This window comes from Bradyrhizobium sp. 160, from assembly GCF_023073735.1.
Classification (GTDB): domain Bacteria; phylum Pseudomonadota; class Alphaproteobacteria; order Rhizobiales; family Xanthobacteraceae; genus Bradyrhizobium.
This window is the reverse complement of record NZ_JADPKD010000008.1, coordinates 110,740-132,148: the sequence shown is the minus strand read 5'-3', so window position 1 is coordinate 132,148 and position 21,409 is coordinate 110,740. Positions and strand designations below refer to the sequence as shown.

Annotated in this window: 18 protein-coding genes; 13 read left to right on the top strand and 5 right to left on the bottom strand. The window is 65.2% G+C overall.

The window, feature by feature from the left end; all coding sequences use genetic code 11:
- Positions 1 to 194: 194 nt before the first annotated feature.
- Entirely contained in the window at positions 195 to 1,490 is a 1,296-nt protein-coding gene (locus IVA98_RS03365; protein WP_247297101.1) for an N-acetylmuramoyl-L-alanine amidase, read from the bottom strand.
- Positions 1,491 to 2,196: 706 nt separating this feature from the next.
- Here IVA98_RS03365 and IVA98_RS03360 point away from each other — a divergent pair.
- The 3 genes from IVA98_RS03360 (at position 2,197) to IVA98_RS03355 (ending at position 6,835) form a co-directional block, all read left to right on the top strand.
- Complete coding sequence (locus tag IVA98_RS03360) at positions 2,197 to 5,304, top strand: Rne/Rng family ribonuclease (RefSeq protein WP_247297103.1); 3,108 nt, start codon at positions 2,197 to 2,199, stop codon at positions 5,302 to 5,304.
- Positions 5,305 to 5,432: 128 nt separating this feature from the next.
- Positions 5,433 to 5,564 carry a hypothetical protein gene (locus IVA98_RS36885; protein WP_256466493.1) on the top strand — a complete coding sequence of 44 codons (132 nt, stop codon included), beginning with the start codon at positions 5,433 to 5,435 and terminating at the stop codon, positions 5,562 to 5,564.
- A gap of 38 nt (positions 5,565 to 5,602) precedes the next feature.
- Positions 5,603 to 6,835, top strand: coding sequence for an NAD(P)/FAD-dependent oxidoreductase (locus tag IVA98_RS03355; RefSeq protein ID WP_247297105.1), 1,233 nt, complete (start codon positions 5,603 to 5,605; stop codon positions 6,833 to 6,835).
- A 100-nt stretch (positions 6,836 to 6,935) separates the two neighbouring features.
- Here IVA98_RS03355 and IVA98_RS03350 read toward each other — a convergent pair whose 3' ends face one another.
- From IVA98_RS03350 to IVA98_RS03340, 3 genes are all read right to left on the bottom strand, one after another.
- A complete protein-coding gene (locus tag IVA98_RS03350) occupies positions 6,936 to 8,270 on the bottom strand; it encodes a dicarboxylate/amino acid:cation symporter (RefSeq protein WP_247297111.1) in 1,335 nt (444 codons plus the stop codon).
- A gap of 84 nt (positions 8,271 to 8,354) precedes the next feature.
- Positions 8,355 to 8,912, bottom strand: a complete 558-nt coding sequence (locus IVA98_RS03345) for a biotin transporter BioY (RefSeq protein ID WP_247297295.1) — start codon at positions 8,910 to 8,912, stop codon at positions 8,355 to 8,357.
- 88 nt (positions 8,913 to 9,000) lie between these two features.
- Entirely contained in the window at positions 9,001 to 10,188 is a 1,188-nt protein-coding gene (locus IVA98_RS03340; RefSeq protein ID WP_247334724.1) for a pyridoxal phosphate-dependent aminotransferase, read from the bottom strand.
- A gap of 193 nt (positions 10,189 to 10,381) precedes the next feature.
- Here IVA98_RS03340 and IVA98_RS03335 point away from each other — a divergent pair, with 193 nt between their 5' ends.
- The 10 genes from IVA98_RS03335 (at position 10,382) to aat (ending at position 20,332) form a co-directional block, all read left to right on the top strand.
- Positions 10,382 to 11,782: a M48 family metalloprotease gene (locus IVA98_RS03335; protein ID WP_247297121.1), complete on the top strand. Its 1,401-nt coding sequence runs from the start codon at positions 10,382 to 10,384 to the stop codon at positions 11,780 to 11,782.
- A 99-nt stretch (positions 11,783 to 11,881) separates the two neighbouring features.
- Positions 11,882 to 12,649, top strand: coding sequence for a DsbA family protein (locus IVA98_RS03330; RefSeq protein WP_247297123.1), 768 nt, complete (start codon positions 11,882 to 11,884; stop codon positions 12,647 to 12,649).
- A 223-nt stretch (positions 12,650 to 12,872) separates the two neighbouring features.
- A complete protein-coding gene (locus tag IVA98_RS03325) occupies positions 12,873 to 13,778 on the top strand; it encodes a DUF1236 domain-containing protein (RefSeq protein WP_247297124.1) in 906 nt (301 codons plus the stop codon).
- 225 nt (positions 13,779 to 14,003) lie between these two features.
- A complete protein-coding gene (gene aroQ, locus IVA98_RS03320) occupies positions 14,004 to 14,471 on the top strand; it encodes a type II 3-dehydroquinate dehydratase (protein ID WP_232956704.1) in 468 nt (155 codons plus the stop codon).
- Positions 14,472 to 14,507: 36 nt separating this feature from the next.
- Positions 14,508 to 14,996 (top strand): acetyl-CoA carboxylase biotin carboxyl carrier protein, encoded by a 489-nt coding sequence (accB, locus tag IVA98_RS03315; RefSeq protein ID WP_247297126.1) that lies wholly within the window; start codon positions 14,508 to 14,510, stop codon positions 14,994 to 14,996.
- 82 nt (positions 14,997 to 15,078) lie between these two features.
- Complete coding sequence (gene accC / locus IVA98_RS03310; RefSeq protein WP_247277244.1) at positions 15,079 to 16,437, top strand: acetyl-CoA carboxylase biotin carboxylase subunit; 1,359 nt, start codon at positions 15,079 to 15,081, stop codon at positions 16,435 to 16,437.
- Positions 16,438 to 16,535: 98 nt separating this feature from the next.
- The gene (locus IVA98_RS03305) at positions 16,536 to 18,053 is read left to right on the top strand and encodes a sensor histidine kinase (protein ID WP_247334872.1); all 1,518 of its coding nucleotides are present in this window, start codon (positions 16,536 to 16,538) and stop codon (positions 18,051 to 18,053) included.
- Positions 18,050 to 18,490 carry a response regulator gene (locus IVA98_RS03300; RefSeq protein ID WP_247297127.1) on the top strand — a complete coding sequence of 147 codons (441 nt, stop codon included), beginning with the start codon at positions 18,050 to 18,052 and terminating at the stop codon, positions 18,488 to 18,490. The genes IVA98_RS03305 and IVA98_RS03300 overlap by 4 nt, the downstream gene beginning before the upstream one ends.
- A complete protein-coding gene (locus IVA98_RS03295; RefSeq protein WP_247297130.1) occupies positions 18,487 to 19,590 on the top strand; it encodes a sensor histidine kinase in 1,104 nt (367 codons plus the stop codon). The genes IVA98_RS03300 and IVA98_RS03295 overlap by 4 nt, the downstream gene beginning before the upstream one ends.
- 61 nt (positions 19,591 to 19,651) lie before the next feature.
- On the top strand, positions 19,652 to 20,332 hold the full coding sequence (gene aat, locus IVA98_RS03290) for a leucyl/phenylalanyl-tRNA--protein transferase (RefSeq protein WP_247277247.1): 681 nt from the start codon (positions 19,652 to 19,654) through the stop codon (positions 20,330 to 20,332).
- Between the two features lie 9 nt (positions 20,333 to 20,341).
- On the opposite strand, the gene IVA98_RS03285 is transcribed toward aat, so the two are convergent.
- Positions 20,342 to 21,361, bottom strand: a complete 1,020-nt coding sequence (locus tag IVA98_RS03285; RefSeq protein WP_247297132.1) for a DUF2155 domain-containing protein — start codon at positions 21,359 to 21,361, stop codon at positions 20,342 to 20,344.
- Positions 21,362 to 21,409: the final 48 nt, after the last annotated feature.

Sequence of the window (21,409 nt, the reverse complement as noted above, 5' to 3'; positions counted from 1 at the left end):
TCAGTGCCCTTGGCACCCCAAACAGGGGCCAACCTTTACGTCGCGCATTCACCGGCTTACGCAATCACATCAGTGCCGGATTTTAGACGCTTGCCGAGCGGGATTCTCTCCGATTCCGGAACCCCCTGCGGCATTTTTATAAAGCGCCCGCTGTGGCCAAACTAGGGCTTTTGCGGCGAGACGGAAAAACCCTTTCAATTCGAAGAGCCGGCCGTGGCCATCCGCTTCGTCAAAAACCCGTCGATCGCCTGCGCCATGGAGCCCACGGCGCGGGACCGCCAACCCTCGGAGACCAGGTGCTCAAGGTCGCCCTTATTGGAGACATACCCGATCTCGACCAGCACCGAGGGCACGTCGGGCGCCTTCAGCACCCGGAAGCCCGCGGATTTCAGGGGATGCTTGTGCATCCGCACCGTCGACTTCATTTCTCCCATCAGGAGACGGGCAAAGCGGTTTGAAAAGGTGCGGGTTTCGCGCTGGGTGAGGTCGATCAATATGTCGGCGACGTCGGTCGGCTCCTCCGCGAGGTTGAAGCCGGCGATCGCGTCGGCCCGGTTCTCGGCGTCCGCCAGCCGCTGGGCCTCGGCGTCAGATGCCTTGTCTGAGAGCGTGTAGATGGTCGCGCCTTGCGCGTCACCCTCGGCACGAGGCAGCGCATCGGCATGAATGGAGACGAACAAGGCGGCCTTGAGATTGCGGGCGATCTTGGTCCGGTCATTGAGGGGAATGAAGGTGTCGTCGTCCCGCGTCATGACCACGCGATATTTGCCGGCCTTTTCCAGCCGGTCGCGTAGTGCAAGGCCGAACGCGAGCACCAGGTTCTTTTCGCTCTCGCCACTCGACTGCGTGCCATTGTCGATGCCGCCATGGCCGGGATCGATCACGACCACCGGACGGCCATCGGCCTTCTGCTGTGCGGCATCTGGAGTTGCCGTAGCGGGAACCGCGGCAGGCGGCGCCTCGGCGATCGCGGGCCGCAGCTCGGGACGGTGTTCGGGCGCGGGTGACGGCACGAAGGCCGCCCGGTCCACTTCCTCCAGTTCGACCACGAGCCGGGCCGGCTGGCCGTTGGCTGCGTCGACCACATAGGAATTGGCGATCTTCGCCGGTCCGGTCAGGTCGAACACGATTCGCGAGCCGCCCGGCATGACGAGCCCATAGCGGAAGGCCTTGACCAGCCCCCGGCCCCCGCTGCCAGTACCGACGGGCAGTTGAAAATTGACTTGCGGCACATCCACCACCACGCGGTAGGGGTCGGCGAGCGTGACGGCACGGAAGGTAACGGTCTGGTCGATGTCAAGGATGAAGCGGGTCTGCTTCCCGTCGCCGGCCAGACGGGCGGCCGAGGCGATTGGAAAATTCGCCACCGCAACAGAGGGTTGCGGCTGGCTTTCCGCTGCGCTCAGGCGGGAGGAATCAGCACATGGCAATGCCGCGGCGCACAGCAGCACGCATCCCAGCAAAACCCTTTGATTTGTGCGGCTCGCCACCGATTCCGTGCCTCCGAGCAGCCCTTTTAACGCAATAGAACCACAGGGTTAAACGATCCTTAATGACGGATGCGCGAAACTCGCTGACTGTGACCGCCGTGCGACGCTCCCTTGCACGGATGGCTCATTCCTCGTATGTACGGACTGCTGACGGCCGATATTTCCGGTTGTGTCGCATTCAGCCTCCCGGTGCAGCGCCGGAACTCTCAACGTTTGGGAATTCCAGCGTTTTCCGTTCCCCTCTAAGACCAGCGCGGTGCGCGGCAACGAGAGGGAGCGGGTCAAGCTCCGGCGGCGGACGGTCCTGGGTTACCACTCACGTCACCCGGGCGGTTCTGACAGCGACGTAACCCATTACCCGAGCCCTTGATCCCAAGGGAGCGGTTCGTGATCCCAAAAGGCGAGCGCGCTCGCGCCATGCCTGGCCAGCAGCAACTGATTGAGGGGCGGCCTCGCCGCCCAATGTTTCATACGGGCCGACGCTTGATGCGCCAGACTGTGCCGACGAACTCTGAAGGACCATTCGCGACGCTGCGGATTGAAAATCCCGCGCGCCGCATTGGTCCCGAAGCTTCCGGTTCGGCAAGGCGAAAGAGACGGCGTTTCGGCCTTCCCCTCACCCCCGAATCAGGTGGACCGTCGCGTCACCCGGCGGCGCGATACGCGCCCACGGTGAATCGCGCCCGCCGCCGCCAAGAGTTAAGACATGCCCAACAAGATGTTGATCGATGCCACCCACCCGGAAGAGACCCGGGTCGTCGTGGTCCGCGGCAATCGCGTCGAAGAGTTTGACTTCGAGACCGCACAACGCAAGCAACTGCGCGGGAATATCTATCTCGCAAAGGTCACCCGGGTCGAACCCTCGCTTCAGGCCGCTTTCGTCGAATATGGCGGCAACCGCCACGGCTTCCTCGCCTTCAGCGAAATCCATCCCGATTACTACCAGATCCCGGTCGCCGACCGGCAGGCGCTGATCGAGGCCGAGGAACAGGCCCATCGCGAGGCCGAGGAAGAGAGCGAGAACCGCTCCCACGGCCGCCGCCGTTCGCGCCACCGTAACGCCCGCCGCCGAGGTCATGGCGAACGCGTCCGCAGCGACATCGTCGAAGGCCTCGATGCCGGCGCCGATCCCGCGGCCCAGCCGGTCGAGGGCGAGCTCCAGCCGGCGCTGAGCGAGGGCGCGTCGCACGAAGGCGAGCACCTGCACACCGATGCGGAGCATCACGAGCACGACGGCCACGATGATCACGAACACGATCATGGCGATCATGATCACGCCGATCATCATGCCCATGATGACGATCACCATCACGCCCACGATCATGACGACCGTGGTGATCACGGTGAGCACGATCACGACCATGATCATGCCGAGGCGACGCCCGCGCCTGTCGCGGCCGTCGGCGCCGAGCCCGTGGTTGCGGCTGAGACCGGTGCCGAGCCGCAGGAGGCCGTCGCCTCCGAGATGCACGCGGAGGCTCTGGCCGAGACCGTGACCTCTGCTGCCGAGCCGGCCGATGCCGTTTACGCCGCCGGCGAAAGCGTCGAGGCCCCGCACGCCGAGGCCCCAGAAGCAGCCGGCGAAGACGACGAGGACGAGGACGAGGACGAAGAAGCCGAAGAGGAAGTCGTCGAATCCGTCGGCGGCGACGACGTGCTGGAGGAAGTGCCGGAGCGCACCTTCCGCCCGCGCCGCCAGTACAAGATCCAGGAAGTCATCAAGCGCCGCCAGGTGATGCTGGTGCAGGTCGTCAAGGAAGAGCGCGGCAACAAGGGTGCGGCGCTGACGACCTATCTGTCGCTCGCCGGCCGCTATGCCGTCTTGATGCCCAACACCGCGCGCGGGGGCGGCATCAGCCGCAAGATCACCAGCGCGCAGGATCGTTCCCGTCTGAAGGAAGTGGTGCAGGATCTCGATGTGCCCGAGGGCATGGGCATCATCCTGCGCACCGCCGGCGCCGCCCGCACCAAGCCCGAGATCAAGCGCGACTTCGAATATCTGATCCGGATGTGGGAGACGGTGCGCGACCTGACGCTGAAGTCGCAGGCCCCGACCCTCGTCTACGAGGAAGGCTCGCTGATCAAGCGCTCGCTGCGCGACCTCTACAACAAGGAGATCGACGAGATCCAGGTGGCCGGTGAGGCCGGCTACCGGGAAGCGCGCGACTTCATGAAGATGTTGATGCCCGCCAATGTCAGCGCGGTGAAGCAGTATCGCGACGGCCAGCCGCTGTTCTCGCGGATGGGCGTCGAAAGCCAGCTGGATGCGATGTTCTCGCCGACCGTGCAGCTTCGCTCCGGCGGCTACATCGTCATCAACCAGACCGAAGCGCTGGTCTCGATCGACGTCAACTCGGGCCGTTCGACCCGCGAGCACCATATCGAGGACACCGCGCTCAAGACCAATCTGGAAGCGGCCGAAGAGGTCGCCCGCCAGCTCCGCCTGCGCGACCTCGCCGGCCTGATCGTCATCGACTTCATCGACATGGACGAGAAGCGCAACAACCGCGCGGTCGAACGCAAGCTGTCCGATTGCCTGCGGCAGGATCGCGCGCGCATCCAGGTCGGCCGCATCTCGCATTTCGGCTTGCTGGAAATGTCGCGCCAGCGCATTCGCGCCAGCGTGCTGGAGAGTTCGACCGATCCCTGCCCGCATTGCGGCGGCACCGGCCATGTCCGCTCGGTCTCGTCGGTGGCGCTCCAGTTGCTGCGCGGCCTCGAAGAGATCCTGATGAAGGGCGCGACCCACAATCTCGTGGTCCGCACCCGCACCGACGTGGCGCTCTACGTGCTGAACCACAAGCGCGGCCACCTGCGCGACCTCGAGACCGCCTTCAAGGTCACGCTGTCGGTCATCGCCGATCCCAGCGTCAGCGGACCTCAGGCTTATGTGATCGACCGCGGCGAGCAGGTGCATACGCTGGAAGCGGCCAAGGCGCTGCTCGCGGCGCAGGCGGCTGCAAGCCCGCCGCCCATGGTGGAAGAGGCCTATGAGGACGAGGAGTTCGATCCGGAGCTGGAATCCGAGATCGAGACCGAGGAGACCGAAGGTCTCAGCGAGGAACAAGCTGCCGGCGAGACAGCCGTCGAGCAGGACGGTCAGCGCCGCAAGCGCCGCCGCCGCCGCCGCGGCCGCGGTGGCCAGCGCGACGGCGATTTGCGCGAGGATAGCGCGCCCACGCATCCTGAGGCCGCCATGGCAGCCGGCGAAGGCGAAGAGGACTCCGAGTCCGAGCAGGACGGCGAGGAAGGCGAGGAACAGGTGGCCCGCGGCGAGCAGCAGGGTAGCGGCGATCGCCGCCGCCGGCGTGGTCGCCGTGGCGGACGCCGTCGTCGCGGTGGCAACGAGGAAGGTCTCGCCGGGTCCATCGGCGACGAGCTCGCAGCCAACGCTCCGCCGGAAGCAACCGACGCCGTCGCCGATTTCGATGGCTTCAGCAACGAGGCCGCGCCTTCGATCGCAGAGCCCGAACACAGGGCCGAACCGCAGGCGGCGGCGCCTGCATCGCGCGCCGACGCGCAGAGCGAGATACCGGCCGAGCCCGCTCCCGCAGCGGCTCCTGCGGCGACGACCACAGCGCCGGTCGAAGAGCCCGCCGATGACAAGGCCGCGCGACGCCGCTCCACCGTCCGGGAAAAGGTCAGCTTCCTGCTGAACAGCCAGCCCGAGCCCGCAACACCGGTTGCGCAGGCGACCGAATCGGGTGCTGCGCCCGCCCCGGCAGCTGAGCCGGCACCGCAAGCCGCAAACGAAACTCGCCCCGCCCCGCGCCGTGCCGGCTGGTGGTCGCGCCGCTTCGGTGGCGGCGAATAAAGCCGAGCATCCAATGCAAAACGCCCGGCACAGCCGGGCGTTTTTGTTTCGATGCTATGCGCGCTGATCACCTGCCCGGCCGTTTCCGATATGCTAGATCGCTTTCATCATTTTGAATGGGACTGGCGTTGTCAAAGCTTTGCGATTCCAGTGCTCGCGGCGATCAGAGCTTCTTCGAAACAGCCGACGTGACCGATCCGGCGCGGCTCGCCGCGGCGCCGCCGCTGTCGGCCGCACCGGGCTTCCTCGCCTGGGACTGACCGGACCTCGCCCACAACCAGCCTGGAGAAATCTGCCAATGCAAAGCGCGATCGTTCTCGGCGGCGGCATGATCGGCGTCAGCGCGGCGCTGCACCTGCGGCAGCGCGGCTGGTCCGTCACGCTGGTCGACCGCAGGGAGCCGGGCCGCGAGACCAGCTACGGCAATGCGGGAATGATCCAGGCGGAAGCGGTCCGCCCCTATCCGATGCCGCGCGACCTCGCCACGCTGCTGAAGATCGCGACCGGCCGCACCAATGACGTGCGTTACAGCCTGTCGTCGCTTCATCTCCATATTGAGCCCCTGCTCCGCTATTGGTGGCATTCGGCGCCGAAGCGGCATCGCGAGGCGATCGAGGCCTGGGCCCGGCTGATCGCCTATGCGACCGCTGAGCACGACATCCTCATTCGCGAAGCCCACGCCGACAATCTCATCCGCCGCGCCGGCTATCGCATGCTGCATCGCGACCCTGCGTCATTCGATCTCGCGATCAAGACCGCAGAGGAAGACCAGCGCGAGTTCGGCGTGAATTTCCGCGTGCTCTCCGGCAGCGAGCTTGCCAAGGCCGAGCCGATCCTGCGCGACGATCTCCCCGGCGCGATCCATTGGCTCGACACCTGGACCGTGTCCGATCCAGGTGCCCTCGTCACGGCCTATGCCGAGCTGTTCGAGCGGCTCGGCGGCACGGTTGTGCTCGGTGACGCCCAGAGCCTGCGGCAGACCGCAACCGGCTGGTCCGTCGATACGGACCAGGGACGTCTTGACGCTGCCCATGCCGTCGTGACGCTCGGGCCGTGGTCACCCGATCTGTTGCACAAGTTCGGCTATCGCATTCCGCTGGTCCGCAAGCGCGGCTACCACATGCACTACAGCGGCGGCGCCTCACTCGACCTGCCCCTCGTCGACAAGGGCGGCGGCTACGCCATGGGTCCGATGGCCAAGGGCATCCGCATCACCACCGGCGCGGAATTGACCGGTATGGACGCGCTGGCAACGCCGGTGCAACTCGCCAGCGCCGAGGCCTCCGCGCGCGAGCTGATCGATCTCGGCAAGCGGGTCGAGCCGGATCCGTGGTTCGGCACGCGCCCCTGCACACCCGACATGCTCCCGGTGCTTGGGCAAGCTCCACGACATCCGGGCCTCTGGATGAATTTCGGCCACGGCCACCAGGGCTTTACGCTGGGGCCGGCGACGGGACGCCTGCTCGCGGAAATCATGAGCGGCGAGACGCCGGCGATCGATCCCGCGCCCTACCGGCCGGAGCGGTTCTAGCTGTCGACAGGCGCCTTACTCGGATGCGCGCCGAAAGAAAAGGGCTGATCGAGGAGTCTCGACCAGCCCTACGACTTCGAAGCCCGACGCGTCGCGCAGATCAGTCCGTCGTGATCGCGGTCTCCATGTCGGTCGGATCGATCTGCTTGGAGAGGTTGGCGTTGAGCTTGTCGCGGTCGAGCTCACCCTCCCACCAGGCGACGATCACGCAGGCGACGCCGTTGCCGCACAGATTGGTCAGCGCGCGGCACTCGCTCATGAACTTGTCGATGCCGAGCACGATCGCCATGCCCGGGACGAGCCGCGGATCGACCACGGCGAGCGTCGCCGCCAGCGTGATGAAGCCCGCGCCGGTGATGCCGGAGGCGCCCTTCGAGGTCAGCATGGCCACGACGAGGATCGTGAGCTGCTGACTGAAGGAGAGATCGTAACCGAGCGCCTGCGCAATGAAGAGCGTTGCCAGCGTCATGTAGATGTTGGTGCCGTCGAGATTGAACGAGTAGCCGGTGGGCACCACGAGGCCGACCACCGACTTGGAGCAGCCGAGCCGCTCCAGCTTCTCCATCAGCGACGGCAGCGCGCTTTCCGACGACGAGGTGCCGAGCACGATCAGCAGTTCGTCCTTGATGTAGGCCAGGAACTTGAAGATCGAGAACCCCGCCATGCGCGCGATGATGCCGAGCACGACGAACACGAACAGCGCCGCGGTGAGGTAGAACGTGGCGATCAGCCCGACCAGGTTGAGGATGGCGCCAGTGCCGAACTTGCCGATCGTATAGGCCATCGCGCCGAACGCGCCGATCGGTGCTGCACGCATGACGATGGAGATGACGCCGAACACGGCATGCGCGGCATCGTCGATGAAGCTGCGCATGGTGTGGCCGCGCTCGCCAAGGCTCATCAAAGCAAAGCCGAACAGCACCGAGAACAGCAGCACCTGGAGGATCTCGCCTTGCGCGAAGGCGCCGACCACGGTGTCGGGAATGATGTGCAGCACGAAGTCGACCGACTTCTGACCGGCGGCCTGCTTGGCGTAATTTGCGACAGCCGCCTCGTTTGCTGCGCCACTGCCGAAGCCCGCGCCGGGCTTCACCAAGTTGCCGATGAGGAGTCCGATCACCAGCGCGAAGGTCGAGACGATTTCGAAATAGACCAGCGCCTTGACGCCGATGCGCCCGACCTTCTTGGCATCCTGGATGTGGGCGATACCCGAGACGACGGTGCAGAAGATGATCGGAGCGATCACCATCTTGATCAGCTTGATGAAGCCATCGCCGAGCGCCTTGATCCACTCATTGGTGGCGAGCGATGGCCACAACCAACCGACGATGGCGCCGAGCACGATCGCGATCAGCACCTGAACGTACAGAACTTTGTACCACGGCTTGGCCGCGGGCGGCGCGACCGGCGCCTCCGCGATCGTTGTCGTCGTCATCGTTTCACTCCCCCTCAGACTATCGGACCAGCCAAGATCAACTTGGCCGGCCCTGTCAATCGGAACTGGTCGTTGCTGCGCGTATTACCCGCGGCGGTCGACGATCCGGCGCGCTGCCGGCATCAACGCCGCGCCGAGCGCGTTCTTCACCAGCGAAGCCGCAATGAACGGCACAATTCCGACCTGCCAGGCCTTCGCGGCACCGAGGCCGAGGCCAAAGGCCAGCCAGCCGAACCCAGCGGCGAGAATGACGATATGGCCGACGGCCATTGCCGCAAACAGCGGCACCACGCTGCGATCCCAGCCACGCTCGGCGAGCCAGCCGGTCACGAAGGCTGCCGCAACGAAACCGAACAGATAGCCCGCGGTCGGTCCGACCAGCGGAGCGATCCCGCCTACCGGGCCGGCAAATACGGGAAGCCCCAGCGCGCCCTCGGCGAGGTAGGCAATCATGGTTGCGCTGCCAAGGCGCCAGCCATAGGCAGCGCCGATCATCAACACCACCAGCGTCTGCAACGTCATGGGCACGTAAGGCAGCGGCAGGCTGACCTTGGCTGATAGCGCCATCAGGGCGGTGCCAAGCGCAATCAGCACGAAGGCGCGCAAAGCGCCGACGGTTTCACCCGGCCGGATCGGCCACATCAATGCGGCGAGAGGAGAATGCGAGGTGGCAGCGGGCGCGGCAGATTGTTCAGACAAGATGAACTCCGGAAGGCGTCAAAACTGGCGGCTATTTAAGCCAGTGGGCGATCCGGTCAACTGCCTCCTGCATCTCTTCGGACGAACGTGCGTAGGAAAAGCGAAGGAACGAGCGTCCGTGAATGGGATCGAAATCGAGGCCGGGCGTCGCCGCAACATGGGCCTGCTCCAGCATCTGCTTGGCAAACTCGAAACTGTCGGCAGTGAAGTCGGAGACGTCGGCATAGAGATAAAAGGCGCCGTCGGCCGGCAGGAATCTCGTCAGTCCAGCCTTCGGCAATCCATCGATCAGGACGCGCCGGTTTTCCTGATAGCCGTGCTTGATCTCCTCCATCTCGGCCGCGCCGTCGAAGGCGGCCTCCGCCGCGATCTGCGACAGCGACGGCACCGAGATCGAGAGGTTCTGCTGGAGCCGCTCGATCGGCCGCGCCAGAATCTCAGGCACGACCATCCAGCCGACGCGCCAGCCCGTCATGCAAAAATACTTCGAGAACGAGTTGATCACGAGCGTGTGCTCCGACAGCGCCGCCGCCGTCACGGCCGGAAACGCATAATCGAGCCCGTGATAGATCTCGTCGGAAATGAAGCGGATACCTGCATCCTGCGCGGCTGCGATCAGGCCAGCGAGCGCCTCGCGGCGCATCATGGTCCCGGTCGGATTGGCGGGACTGCCGACCAGCACGCCCTTCAGCGGCTCCTTGCGATGGGCGGCAAGCAGCGCCTCGCCGGTGAGCGCGTGGCGCGTCTCGTTCGTGGTCTCGATCAGCACCGGCTCGCAGCCGAGCGCGGTGAGGATATGGCGGTAGGGTGGATAGCCCGGCACGGTCACCGCGACGCGATCGCCGGGCTCGAACATCGACAGGAAGGCCAGGATAAATCCGCCGGAGGAGCCGGTGGTCACCACGATCCGCTCGGGGCTGAGGTCACAGCCATGGACATCGCGATAATGCCGCGCGATGCGCTCGCGCAGTGAGGGGATGCCGAGTGCGGAGGTGTAGTCGATCCGTCCCGCTTCGAGCGCGGCATGGGCGGCCGCGATCGCGGTCCTGGGCGCGCCGGCCGCGGGCTGACCGACCTCCATGTGGATGACACGGCCACCTGCGGCCTCGATTCGGGCCGCCGCGGCCATGACGTCCATCACCATGAACGGGGGAACATCGCTGCGGCGGGAGGGCTCGAGCCACTGCCCCAACCGGTTCCTCAATGTCGCATCGTGCATCGATTTCCGCTATTCGCTGGCAGACCGGTCCGTCCGGTCCGGAAAACGGGGCGCTTGCGCCCCAGACTAGCCGCATTGTACGGCTCATAAGGGGTAACGCTCACAAGGGCATATCGCGTATCCGGTCCGCCGCCAATCGCCAAAAACCAATCACGAAACTGCTTGACCAAGACCGTTTGACCCAGACCGCTTGATGTTGCTCCAGATCGCATTGCGCAAGAAGGCTTCCGCCCTCACCGCTCTCATCACGGCCACGGCGATCGCGCTGACGCCGTTCTCGGCTGCGCGTGCGCAGGCCAAGGGGCCGCCGGTCCTACGCGACACCGAAACCGAGCAGCTCCTGCGCGAATATACCCGCCCGATCCTGCGCGTCGCCGGTCTGGAGAAGCACAACATCCAGATGGTGATCATCAACGACGGCTCGTTCAACGCGTTCGTCGCGGACGGCCGCCGCATCTTCGTCAATTGGGGCGCGATCCTGCAGTCGGAGACACCGAACCAGATCATCGGCGTGCTCGCGCACGAGACCGGGCATCTGGCAGGCGGCCATCTGTCCAAGCTCCGCGAGCAGCTCGCCACGGCCCAGACCCAGATGATCATCGCGATGCTGCTCGGCGCCGGCGCGATCGCAGCCGGCAGCACCCGCAGCTCGAGCGCCGGCAACAACGGCCTTGCCAATGCCGGCGCCGCCGCGATCGCCGGCCCGCAGGAGATGATCCGCCGCACGCTGCTGTCCTATCAGCGCCAGCAGGAGGAGAACGCCGACCGTGCCGGCGTGAAATTCCTCACCGCGACGGGGCAGTCGCCGAAGGGCATGTACGAGACCTTCAAGCGCTTCACCAGCGAGAGCCTGTTCGCCGCGCGCGGCGCCGATCCCTATCTGCAGTCGCATCCGATGCCGGCCGAGCGCGTCGCCTCGCTCCAGGAGTTCGCAAGCTCAAGCCCCTATTGGGACAAGAAGGACGATCCCGCGCTCCAGCTCCGGCATGACATGGTGCGCGCCAAGATCTCGGCGTTCATGGAGCGGCCGGAGACGGTGTACCGCCGCTATCCCCAGACCAACGACAGCATGCCGGCGCGCTATGCCCGTGCCATCAGCACCTATCTGCATGGGGACTTGCGCAGCGCGCTCACCCAGATCGACGCGCTGATCCAGGTCCAGCCGAACAATCCGTATTTCTACGAGGTGCGCGGGCAGGCCTTGCTGGAGAGCGGCAAGCCCGCCGAGGCGATCGCTCCCCTGCGCAAGGCGGTGCAGCTTTCGAACAATGCGCCCCTCATCGAGATGTTACTTGGGCAGGCTCTGGTTGGAACCGATAATAAGGCCTACACCGATGACGCCGTTCGGATTCTCCGCGCCGCGGTGGCACGAGAGCCCGAGGCCGCGCTCGGCTATACCCAGCTCGCGATGGCCTATGGACGAAAGGGAGATTATGCCGAGGCGGATCTCGCGTCGGCACAGGCCGCCTACTTGCGCGGTGATAACAAGACCGCCCGCGAGCTCGCCACGCGCGCGAAAACCCGTTTCGCTGTCGGCACACCCGGCTGGGTCAAGGCCGACGACATCCTGGCGGCCAAGCCGCCGCGCAACTGACGCAACGTAATCGACGCCCGACACCACGACGTCACGACATCGAGCTTTAGTCCGCCGCGACGTTTTACCGAAACCTGCCTTGGATAAGAGGATTTGCCCATGCCTTCGCTGCGCCTGCTAGCTCCCGCGTTGTTTGCGCTCGCCATGTTCGGCGCAGCCGCGCCCGCGTCGGCCGACAGCTTCTCCAATGCCCAGCGCACCGACATCGAGGCGATCATCAAAAATTATCTCGTCAGCCATCCCGAGGTGCTCGAAGAGGCCATGGCCGAGCTCGGCAAGCGCCAGGCCGCGGCCGAAACCCAGAAGCACGAGGCCAGCATCGCGCAGAATGCCGACGCGATCTTCAACTCGCCGCGCCAAGTCGTGCTTGGCAACAAGGACGGCGACGTCACCTTCGTCGAATTCTTCGACTACAATTGCGGCTATTGCAAACGCGCCATGGGCGACATGCTCGACCTCATGAAGAGCGATCCGAAGCTGAAGGTCGTGCTGAAGGAATTTCCCGTGCTGAGCCAGGGCTCGGTCGAGGCGGCCCAGGTCGCCGTCGCCGTGCGCATGCAAGATCCCTCCGGCAAGAAATATCTCGACTTCCACCAGAGGCTGCTCAGCGGCCGCGGCGCGGCGGACAAGGCGCGCGCGATTCAGGCCGCCAAGGAGGCTGGTCTCGACACGGCTAGAATCGAGAAGGACATCGCCAGCCCCGAAGTGCGCGCCACCATCGAGGAGAACTTCAAGCTCGCCGAAGCGATGGGCATGAACGGCACGCCGAGCTACGTGATCGGCAAGCAGATCGTGATTGGCGCCGTCGGCGTCGAAAGCCTCAGGGAAAAGATCGGTATTGCCCGCTGCGGCAAGGCGACTTGTTGATAAAGCGACTTGCCAATCGCGCCCTTCACAACTCGCACACGCAAAAAGGCCGGCTGAAAAGCCGGCCTTTTTCGTGCGCCGAACGGTGGCGCCTTCGTGCAAGGTCATTCATCTGGTATTCAAGAAACAAATGCCGCGGAACAGGCGAAGTTCCGGAACAACTCAAATCTCCTTTCGTTGTCGGCGCGGGCAATGACGTAAGGAACACGTGAGGAGAATTTCGATGTTGAACCGCTTTATGATCTCGGTTGCCGCACTCGCACTCGTCGCGGGCACCGGTCTGGCGAACGCACAAAACACCACGGGCCGCGATAGCGGCGCTGGTGGCTCGCAGCAGATGCAGCACTCGCAGTCCTCGGGCGGCGCCGCTGAGCGCGGCTCCATGGGCAAGGAGTCCTCTAGCGCCGAGAAGGGAACTGTCGGCCAGGCCGGCGGCTCCAGCATGAAGTCCGATCGAGGCTCCGAGGACAAGTCCTCCGGCGCGATGAAGGACGAGCACTCCGGCGGCGCGATGAACAAGAATGCGGCCGAGGATAAGTCTGGCGCGACCAAGGGCCAGCGCACCGACGAACGCGCGCAGGGCCAGATGGACAAGTCCCAGCAGGACAAGTCCAAGAGCATGACCCAGGACACGACGAAATCCGGCAGCAAGGACCAGAAGGACATGAAGGCTGAGGGCAGCAAGAGCGGCACCTCGACCAACAATGCCCAGAACCGTCCGGGCACCGGCACGAGCACCAATCAGAATGCCCAGGGTCAGACTGGTACCAGCAGCAGCCAGAACGCGCAGGGCCAGGCCGGCACCAGCTCGACCCAGAACGCGCAGGGCCAGAGCTCGACCTCGACCACCGTCGGCCAGGCAGGCGCCGCTGCGAAGCTCTCGACCGAGCAGCGGACTCAGATCACGTCGGTGATCCGCGAGGAGCGTGTCGCCCCCGTGACGAATGTGAACTTCCAGGTGTCGGTCGGCACCCGCATTCCGCGCGAGGGCATCACGCTGCACCCCCTGCCGTCGCGGGTCGTGACGATCTATCCGGAGTGGCGGACCTATAAGTACGTCCTGGTTCGCGATGAGATCGTGATCATCAATCCGGACACCTACGAGATCGTGGCGGTCCTGAACGCCTAAGTCCGGATGACGGCAACCTCAGGGGCGGGCAGCGATGCCCGCCCCTTTGCGTTCGGCCGGCAGCCATGCTTTGGACTGGTTAACAAGCAATTTCCGCAGCTTCCGCACAGGTTTTTGCGCACTGGATGAGGTCCTTGAAGCTACCCGGGAGGCCTTCAACTCTTCCCTTCGCCCGCTTTGTTACCTATAACCCCGCCACGCCGAAGCACCTCTGCCGGGATTGGAATGGCCGAACCTGCAACCGACACGATCCTCGTCCTGAACGGGCCGAACCTCAACATGCTGGGGACGCGCGAGCCCGAAAAGTATGGCCACGCGACGCTGGCTGACGTCGAGGCGCTGTGCCGAGAGACCGCGGCGAGCTTCGGCCTCAAAGCCGACTGCCGGCAGTCCAACCGCGAAGGCGAGTTGATCGATTTCATCCACGAGGCGCATGCGCGCAAGATGAAGGGCATCATCATCAATGCCGGCGGCTACTCCCACACCTCGATCGCGCTCCATGACGCACTGCTCGCGGTGCAGATTCCCACGGTCGAAGTGCACGTGACCAACATCCACGCCCGCGAGAGCTTCCGTCATCACTCCTACACCGCGCGCGCGGCCTTCGCCTCGCTCTGCGGTTTCGGCATCGAAGGCTACCGCCTCGCCATCCAGGGCCTTGCCGCCAAGCTCGGCATCAAGCCCAAAGCCTGACGCCCCCCTTCCAACAGGACATTCGGATCAAACAACATGGCGCGCCAGCCAGACGACAAAGCAGCCGCAAGGTTTTCCAGCGAGGATTCCGCGCTCATCCGCGAGCTTGCCCTGCTGCTCGATGAGACCAGCCTGACCGAGATCGAGATCGAACGTGCGGGCCTGCGCCTGCGCGTCGCACGCAATGTCAGCGTTGCCGCAACCATGCCGATGCCGGTCACCGCCTCTCCCGCCACCCTGCAGCCGGCCGGCGCCGCGCCCGCAACGGCTGCGACCGACCTGTCGAAACATCCGGGCGCCGTGACCTCGCCGATGGTCGGTACCGCCTATTGGGCGCCGGAGCCCGGCGCCAAGCCGTTCATCGAGGTCGGCACCAAGGTCTCGGTCGGCCAGACGCTGCTGATCATCGAAGCCATGAAGACGATGAACCAGATCCCGTCACCGCGCGCCGGCACGGTGACACAGATCCTGGTCGAGGACGGCCAGCCGGTCGAATACGGCGAGCCGCTGGTGATCATTGAGTGACGCGAATGGGGAATAGCGAATAGCGAATGGCGTCAGCCTTCCCTACTCGCCATTCGCCACTCGCCATTCGCTGCAGGACAACATGTTCGACAAGATCCTCATAGCCAATCGCGGCGAGATCGCTCTTCGCATCCTCAGGGCTTGCAAGGAGCTCGGGATTGCGACCGTGGCGGTGCACTCCACCGCCGACGCCGACGCCATGCATGTGCGCCTGTCGGATGAGAGCGTTTGCATCGGGCCGCCACCCTCGAAGGACAGCTATCTCAACGTGCCCGCACTGCTCGCGGCCTGCGAGATCACTGGCGCGGATGCGGTGCATCCCGGCTACGGTTTCCTGTCCGAGAACGCGCGCTTTGCGGAAATCCTCGCAGAGCACAACCTGCATTTCATCGGTCCAAAGGCCGAGCACATCCGCTTGATGGGCGACAAGATCGAGGCCAAGAAGACCGCCAAGCGCCTCGGCATCCCGGTGGTGCCCGGCTCCGACGGCGCCGTCGGTCCCGATGATGATGCGCTTTCGATCGCGAAGAAGATCGGATTTCCCGTGCTGGTGAAGGCTGCGGCCGGTGGTGGCGGCCGTGGCATGAAGGTCGCCCACAGCGAGACCGACCTCCAGGTGGCGCTGTCGACCGCGGCCAACGAAGCCAAGTCCGCCTTTGGTGACGCCTCCGTCTACCTCGAAAAATACCTCCAGAAGCCGCGTCACATCGAGATCCAGATCCTCGGCGACGGCCGCGGCGGCGCCATTCATCTCGGCGAACGCGACTGCTCGCTGCAACGCCGCCACCAGAAGGTCTGGGAAGAGGGCCCCTCGCCGGTACTTGCCGCGGCCGCGCGCGCCAAGATCGGTGAGACCTGCGCGAAAGCGATGCGCGAGATGAAATATCTCGGCGTCGGGACCATCGAATTCCTGTTCGAGGACGGCGAGTTCTACTTCATCGAGATGAACACCCGCATCCAGGTCGAGCATCCCGTCACCGAGAGCATCACCGACATCGACCTCGTGCTGGAGCAGATTCGTATCGCCGCGGGCGGGGATCTGCCGGCGCGGCAGGACGAGGTCCAGGTCATCGGCCACGCGATCGAGTGCCGCATCAACGCCGAAAATCCGCAAACCTTCCGCCCCTCGCCGGGCCGCATCCTGCAATATCATCCCCCCGGCGGGCTCGGCGTCCGCATCGATTCCGCCGTCTACCAAGGCTATACGATCCCGCCCTATTACGATTCCCTGGTCGGCAAGTTGATCGTGCACGGCAAGACCCGCGCCGAATGCCTGATGCGACTGCGCCGGGCGCTGGACGAGATGGTTGTCGAGGGCATCGAGACCACGCTGCCGTTGTTCCGCGCGCTGGTGCGCGAGGACGACATTATCAACGGCGACTATCACATCCACTGGCTGGAACAGTACCTGGCCGGCAAGGCGGAACCTACCCCCAGATAATCCTCCCTGTTTCTGGAACCGTTTGGCCCTGATTGCGTTCTGGACCGCGGGGACAGTTCCAAGGGGGCGCTTTGAATTCTGCTGAACCTAAGACCGTCGTGAAGGCTTGGGCGCAGCGACGGCGCGCATTTTGGCAGATCCTGCTGTTCTCGGCGGGCCTTTTGGTGCTGACCGTGATCAGCGCCGGCTCCGTCTACCTCGTCAACAAGGCCAGGGATGATAGCAAATGGGTCATCCACACCATCGAGGCCGAGAACCAGATTAACGCCCTCCTGCTGGAAATCCGGCGTGCCGAAAGCTCCGCCCGGGCCTACCTGCTGACGCGAGGGGCGGATTTCAAAGCCGACCATGACAAAGCCGTGGCGGCCATCGTACCTGCCCTCGACAGGCTTACGCACCTGATCGGCGACAATCCGGAACAACGCAAAAGCATCGACAAGCTGAGCTCGGCGATCGAGACGCGGCTCGGCCAATTGGCGCAGGAAATCGATTTCATCCGCCAGGATCAGCCGGAAAAGGCCACAGCGCTGGTTCGCGAGTTCGCCTCTACCGACGCCACGGCCGCGATCGCCGAAATCGCGACCGGAATGCTTCAGGAAGAGGAACGGCTGTTCCGCCTCCGCACGGCCAATTCCGACCGCAGCCAGACCCTCGCCGCATCGATGACCGGCATTGGCTCCGGCCTCGTCGTGCTGCTGGCGATGATCTCAATCTGGCTGGTGCGGCGTTCGGCGCGGGCCCGCGACGAGGCCGAGAACCGCCTGCGCGATGCCTATGCCAACCTCGAGACTGTCGTCGATGAGCGCACCGCGGACCTGCGCGAAGCCAATGACGAGATTCAGCGCTTTGCCTACATCGTCAGCCATGATCTGCGCTCGCCACTCGTCAACATCATGGGCTTTACCAGCGAGCTCGAAGAGCTCGGCGGCGACATTTTCCGCCGTATCGGCGGTCTCACCCATGTCGCCGCCGACGGGCCGCCGCCCGCTTCCGGCGAGATCGTGCTCGAAGGCGCCGACAAGCAGCTTTCGGAGGACTTCTCCGAAGCGCTCGGCTTCATCAAGACGTCGATCGCCAAGATGGATCGGCTGATCTCCGCCATCCTCAACCTCACACGCGAAGGCCGCCGCGAATTCCAGCCGGTGAAAATCGACACGGGCGAGCTGATCGGAGCCATCGTGTCGACGCTGGCGCACCAGGCCGCCGAGGCACAGGCCGAGATTCAGGTTGAACCCCTGCCCAACCTCGTCAGCGACCGCCTCGCGCTCGAGCAGATCTTCTCCAACCTGATCGACAACGCCATCAAATACCTGAAGAGCGGCGTGCCCGGCGAGATCAGAATCCGCGGGCGCACCAAGCTCGGCTACGCGATCTTCGAGATCAGCGACAACGGCCGCGGTATCGATCCGAAGGATCACCAGCGGATATTCGACCTGTTCCGCCGCGCGGGAACCCAGGACAAGCCCGGCCAGGGCATCGGTCTTGCACATGTGCGTGCACTTGTGCGTCGCCTCGGCGGCACCATGTCGGTATCATCGGAACTGAACGCTGGCAGCACGTTCACGATCACGCTGCCGATCGCCTGGAACATGAGCAACCGGAACGCAGATCGATGACTCAGCCAGTTACCATCATCATGATCGAGGACGACGAGGGCCACGCCCGCCTGATCGAGCGCAACATCCGAAGGTCCGGCGTCAACAACGAGATCGTCTCCTTTGCCAACGGCACGGACGCGATGAGGCATCTGTTCGGCGCCGACGGCACCGGGCTCGTGCAGAAGGGCAATGCGCTCCTGATCCTGCTCGACCTCAACCTCCCCGACATGACCGGGATCGACATCCTGAAGCAGATCAAGGAGAATAAATATCTGAAGGCTTCGCCCGTGGTGGTGCTGACCACCACCGATGATACCCAGGAGATCAAGCGCTGCTACGAGCTCGGCTGCAACGTCTACGTCACTAAGCCGGTCAACTACGAGAACTTCGCCAATGCTATCCGGCAGCTCGGCCTGTTCTTCTCGGTCATCCAGGTCCCGCCCGCCGCCACATGAATCAGCACACGCCAACACTGCTCTACATCGACGACGACGACGCGCTGGCGCGCCTGGTCGATCGCGGCCTGACGCGGCGCGGCTACAGGGTCGTTCATGCCGCGAGCGGCGAGGAAGGCCTTGAGCGCATCCGCCGCGCGGGCGCCGAGGGCGGCATCGATGTGGTGGCACTCGATCAGTATATGCCGGGCCTCGACGGGCTGGAGACGCTCGAGCAGATCATGGCGATCCCGGACGCGCCCCCGGTCGTGTTCGTCACGGCGTCGCAGGATTCCAGCATCGCGGTCACCGCGCTGAAGGCCGGGGCGGCCGATTATCTGGTCAAGGACGTCCAGGGCGATTTCATCCCGCTCCTCCACGTCGCCGCCGAAGGCGCGCTGCGCCAGGCCGAATTGCAGAGGGCGCGCGAGGAAGCCGAAGCCGAGATCCACGCCTCGCGCGACCGCTACGCGGCGCTCGCCGCCGAACGCGAGCTGCTGCTGCGCGAGGTCAACCACCGCGTCGGCAACTCCCTCCAGATCATCGCCTCGCTTCTGCATCTTCAGGCGAGCTCCGCCGCGCAGGACGAGGTCAAAGCGGCGCTGACCAATGCCATGGGTCGCGTCGCCGCGGTCGCGCAGGTGCACCGCCGCCTCTACACCTCGCAGGACCTGAAGAGCGTGGTTCTGAACCAGTATCTGGACTCGCTGCTCGAGGATCTCAGGCGCTCAGCCGAAGGCAACCGCATGTCCCGCCTGACGCTGAAGGCCGAGCCGATCGAGATCGATCCGGACCGCGCCGTCGCCGTCGGCATCATCGTCAACGAGCTGGTGATGAATGCGGTGAAATATGCCTATCCCGATGGCGCCGGCCCGATCCATGTCGAGCTGGCCTCGCAAAGCGACGATCTCCTGCTGTCGATTACGGACGATGGTGTCGGTGATAATGGCAAGGCGGATCCGCGCTCCACCGGCATGGGCCAGCGCATCGTCGCGGCCATGGCCGCCAAGCTCGACGCCTCCGTGGAGCGTGATCCCGCCCATTCCGGGACCCGCATCGTGCTCAGGTTCCGCCGCGTGCCCACGGCCCCCGGCAAGACCAACCACGCCGCCGCGGGCTGACGGCGCGAGGCGTTGCGTCACCCATCGCAACCGCATCGCGATCCTGCTATTGTCGCGCGCCATGACGTCTCGCGACTCTGCCTCGTCTGAAATCACGCCGGCCGTGCTGTTGCGTGCCTATGCCTGCGGCATCTTTCCGATGGCGGAAAGCGCCGACGATCCGACCCTGTTCTGGGTCGAGCCGGAACTGCGCGGCGTGATCCCGCTGGAGGGATTTCGCGTCGCCTCGCGCCTCGCGCGTACGGTACGCTCGGATACGTTTCGCGTGACCGTCAACACCGCGTTCAAGGCGACCATCGCCGGCTGCGCGGCGCCGCAGGCCGGGCGCGAGGACACCTGGATCAACAAGCGCATCCGCGATCTCTATGGCGGCCTGTACGAGCTCGGCCATTGCCACAGCGTCGAGGCTTGGCAGGGCGACGACCTTGTCGGCGGGCTCTACGGCGTCAGCTTGGGCCGCGCCTTCTTCGGCGAGAGCATGTTCCACACCGCGCGCGACGCCTCGAAGGTCGCGCTGGTGCATCTGGTCGCGCGGCTCATCCATGGCGGCTTCGAGCTGCTCGACACGCAATATGTCACCGAGCACTTGAAGAGCTTCGGTGCGGTCGAGATTTCGCGGCGGCGCTACACCGCGCTGCTCGACAAGGCGCTCGCCGGCGAGCCCGGCGATTTCCTGAGGCTCTCTGCCGGCGAACCGATCCCGGGCGCACGCGCGCTCGATATCATCGCCTCGCGGCAATGATCACTGAGTTTACCGGCTGAAGCCCGGGAAATTGAACAGGCCAGGCTGCTGCGGCGGCGGTGGCGGTGCGGGCTGCTGTTGCGGAGGTGGCGGCAAGGGCTGCGGCGGACGCTGCTGCACGGCCTGCTTCGGCACAGCCTTCTTCTGCGCAGGCGGTGGCGGGGCCGGCTTGGCCGCGGGGTCCGGCGCGGCGGTCGCAATGGTCTGCTGCGGTTCTTTGCAGTCGGTGAGCCAGATGTCGTAGATCGGGTGCTCGACGCCGTGCAGGCCGGGGCTTGCGGCATACATCCAGCCCGAGAAGATGCGCTTCACCTCGCCTTGCAAGGTGATCTCGTCGACCTCGACGAAAGCGTCGGTGTTGGTGGCCTCCGTTGCCGGCCGCGTATAGCACGCGTCGGTCTTGACCCGCAGCGCGCCGAACTGGACGGTCTCGCCGATCTCCTCGTCGAAATTGATAATGCGTCCGGTGATCTTGTCGAGACCGGAGAAGGTCGCCTTCTTGTTCACGATCTTCTGGGCCGGCGGCTCGGTGACGACCTCGTCGCCCGGCTGGAGGCTCGCCGGCGCCTGCGGGACTGCGCCCTTCTGCTGCGGCTGGCGCTGACCGGGCCCACCCGGGGCGCCTTGCGGACCGGGCGGGGCGATCGCCGCGGATGGCGGCTGGTTCGGCGGAGCCACGGTCGAGCCCGGCGGCGGCGCCAGAGGCTGGGTCTCGACCGGCCCCGGCATCACGTTCCCCTGCCGGCCCGGAGGCGGCGGCATCGGGCGCGACGGGAGCACGCGGCCCTGCGGCGGCAGCTCCGGCACCTCTTCGTCGTCTTCGGGGATCTGCTGCGGCTGCGGCTGGCCGCGCGGAATGTTGCCGGGCGGCCGCAGCGGCGGCGGATCGGAGAAGATCGTGCCGATCTGCGCCTGCGCAGGCGTCGCAACCGTCAACACGGTGGCGGCCAGCAGTGCCGCAAGGCCTGTCAGGGAAAAGGTTTTGAACATCTCGCGCGGCTTCAACAGCGAATCGGGCTCGTTGGACACTTTATAGGGAATACCGCCGCTCGCAGGCCCTCCGGTTAACACGGCGAA

Excerpts from the sequence above, each read along its gene's own strand:
- IVA98_RS03300 (WP_247297127.1), top strand. The coding sequence starts at position 18,050 with ATGACTCAGCCAGTTACCATCATCATGATCGAGGACGACGAGGGCCAC.
- IVA98_RS03360 (WP_247297103.1), top strand. The coding sequence starts at position 2,197 with ATGCCCAACAAGATGTTGATCGATGCCACCCACCCGGAAGAGACCCGG.
- IVA98_RS03330 (WP_247297123.1), top strand. The coding sequence starts at position 11,882 with ATGCCTTCGCTGCGCCTGCTAGCTCCCGCGTTGTTTGCGCTCGCCATG.
- accB (WP_247297126.1), top strand. The coding sequence starts at position 14,508 with ATGGCGCGCCAGCCAGACGACAAAGCAGCCGCAAGGTTTTCCAGCGAG.
- accC (WP_247277244.1), top strand. The coding sequence starts at position 15,079 with ATGTTCGACAAGATCCTCATAGCCAATCGCGGCGAGATCGCTCTTCGC.
- IVA98_RS03355 (WP_247297105.1), top strand. The coding sequence starts at position 5,603 with ATGCAAAGCGCGATCGTTCTCGGCGGCGGCATGATCGGCGTCAGCGCG.
- IVA98_RS03325 (WP_247297124.1), top strand. The coding sequence starts at position 12,873 with ATGTTGAACCGCTTTATGATCTCGGTTGCCGCACTCGCACTCGTCGCG.
- aat (WP_247277247.1), top strand. The coding sequence starts at position 19,652 with ATGACGTCTCGCGACTCTGCCTCGTCTGAAATCACGCCGGCCGTGCTG.
- IVA98_RS03350 (WP_247297111.1), bottom strand. The coding sequence starts at position 8,270 with ATGACGACGACAACGATCGCGGAGGCGCCGGTCGCGCCGCCCGCGGCC.
- IVA98_RS03345 (WP_247297295.1), bottom strand. The coding sequence starts at position 8,912 with ATGTGGCCGATCCGGCCGGGTGAAACCGTCGGCGCTTTGCGCGCCTTC.
- IVA98_RS03340 (WP_247334724.1), bottom strand. The coding sequence starts at position 10,188 with ATGCACGATGCGACATTGAGGAACCGGTTGGGGCAGTGGCTCGAGCCC.
- aroQ (WP_232956704.1), top strand. The coding sequence starts at position 14,004 with ATGGCCGAACCTGCAACCGACACGATCCTCGTCCTGAACGGGCCGAAC.
- IVA98_RS03295 (WP_247297130.1), top strand. The coding sequence starts at position 18,487 with ATGAATCAGCACACGCCAACACTGCTCTACATCGACGACGACGACGCG.
- IVA98_RS03335 (WP_247297121.1), top strand. The coding sequence starts at position 10,382 with ATGTTGCTCCAGATCGCATTGCGCAAGAAGGCTTCCGCCCTCACCGCT.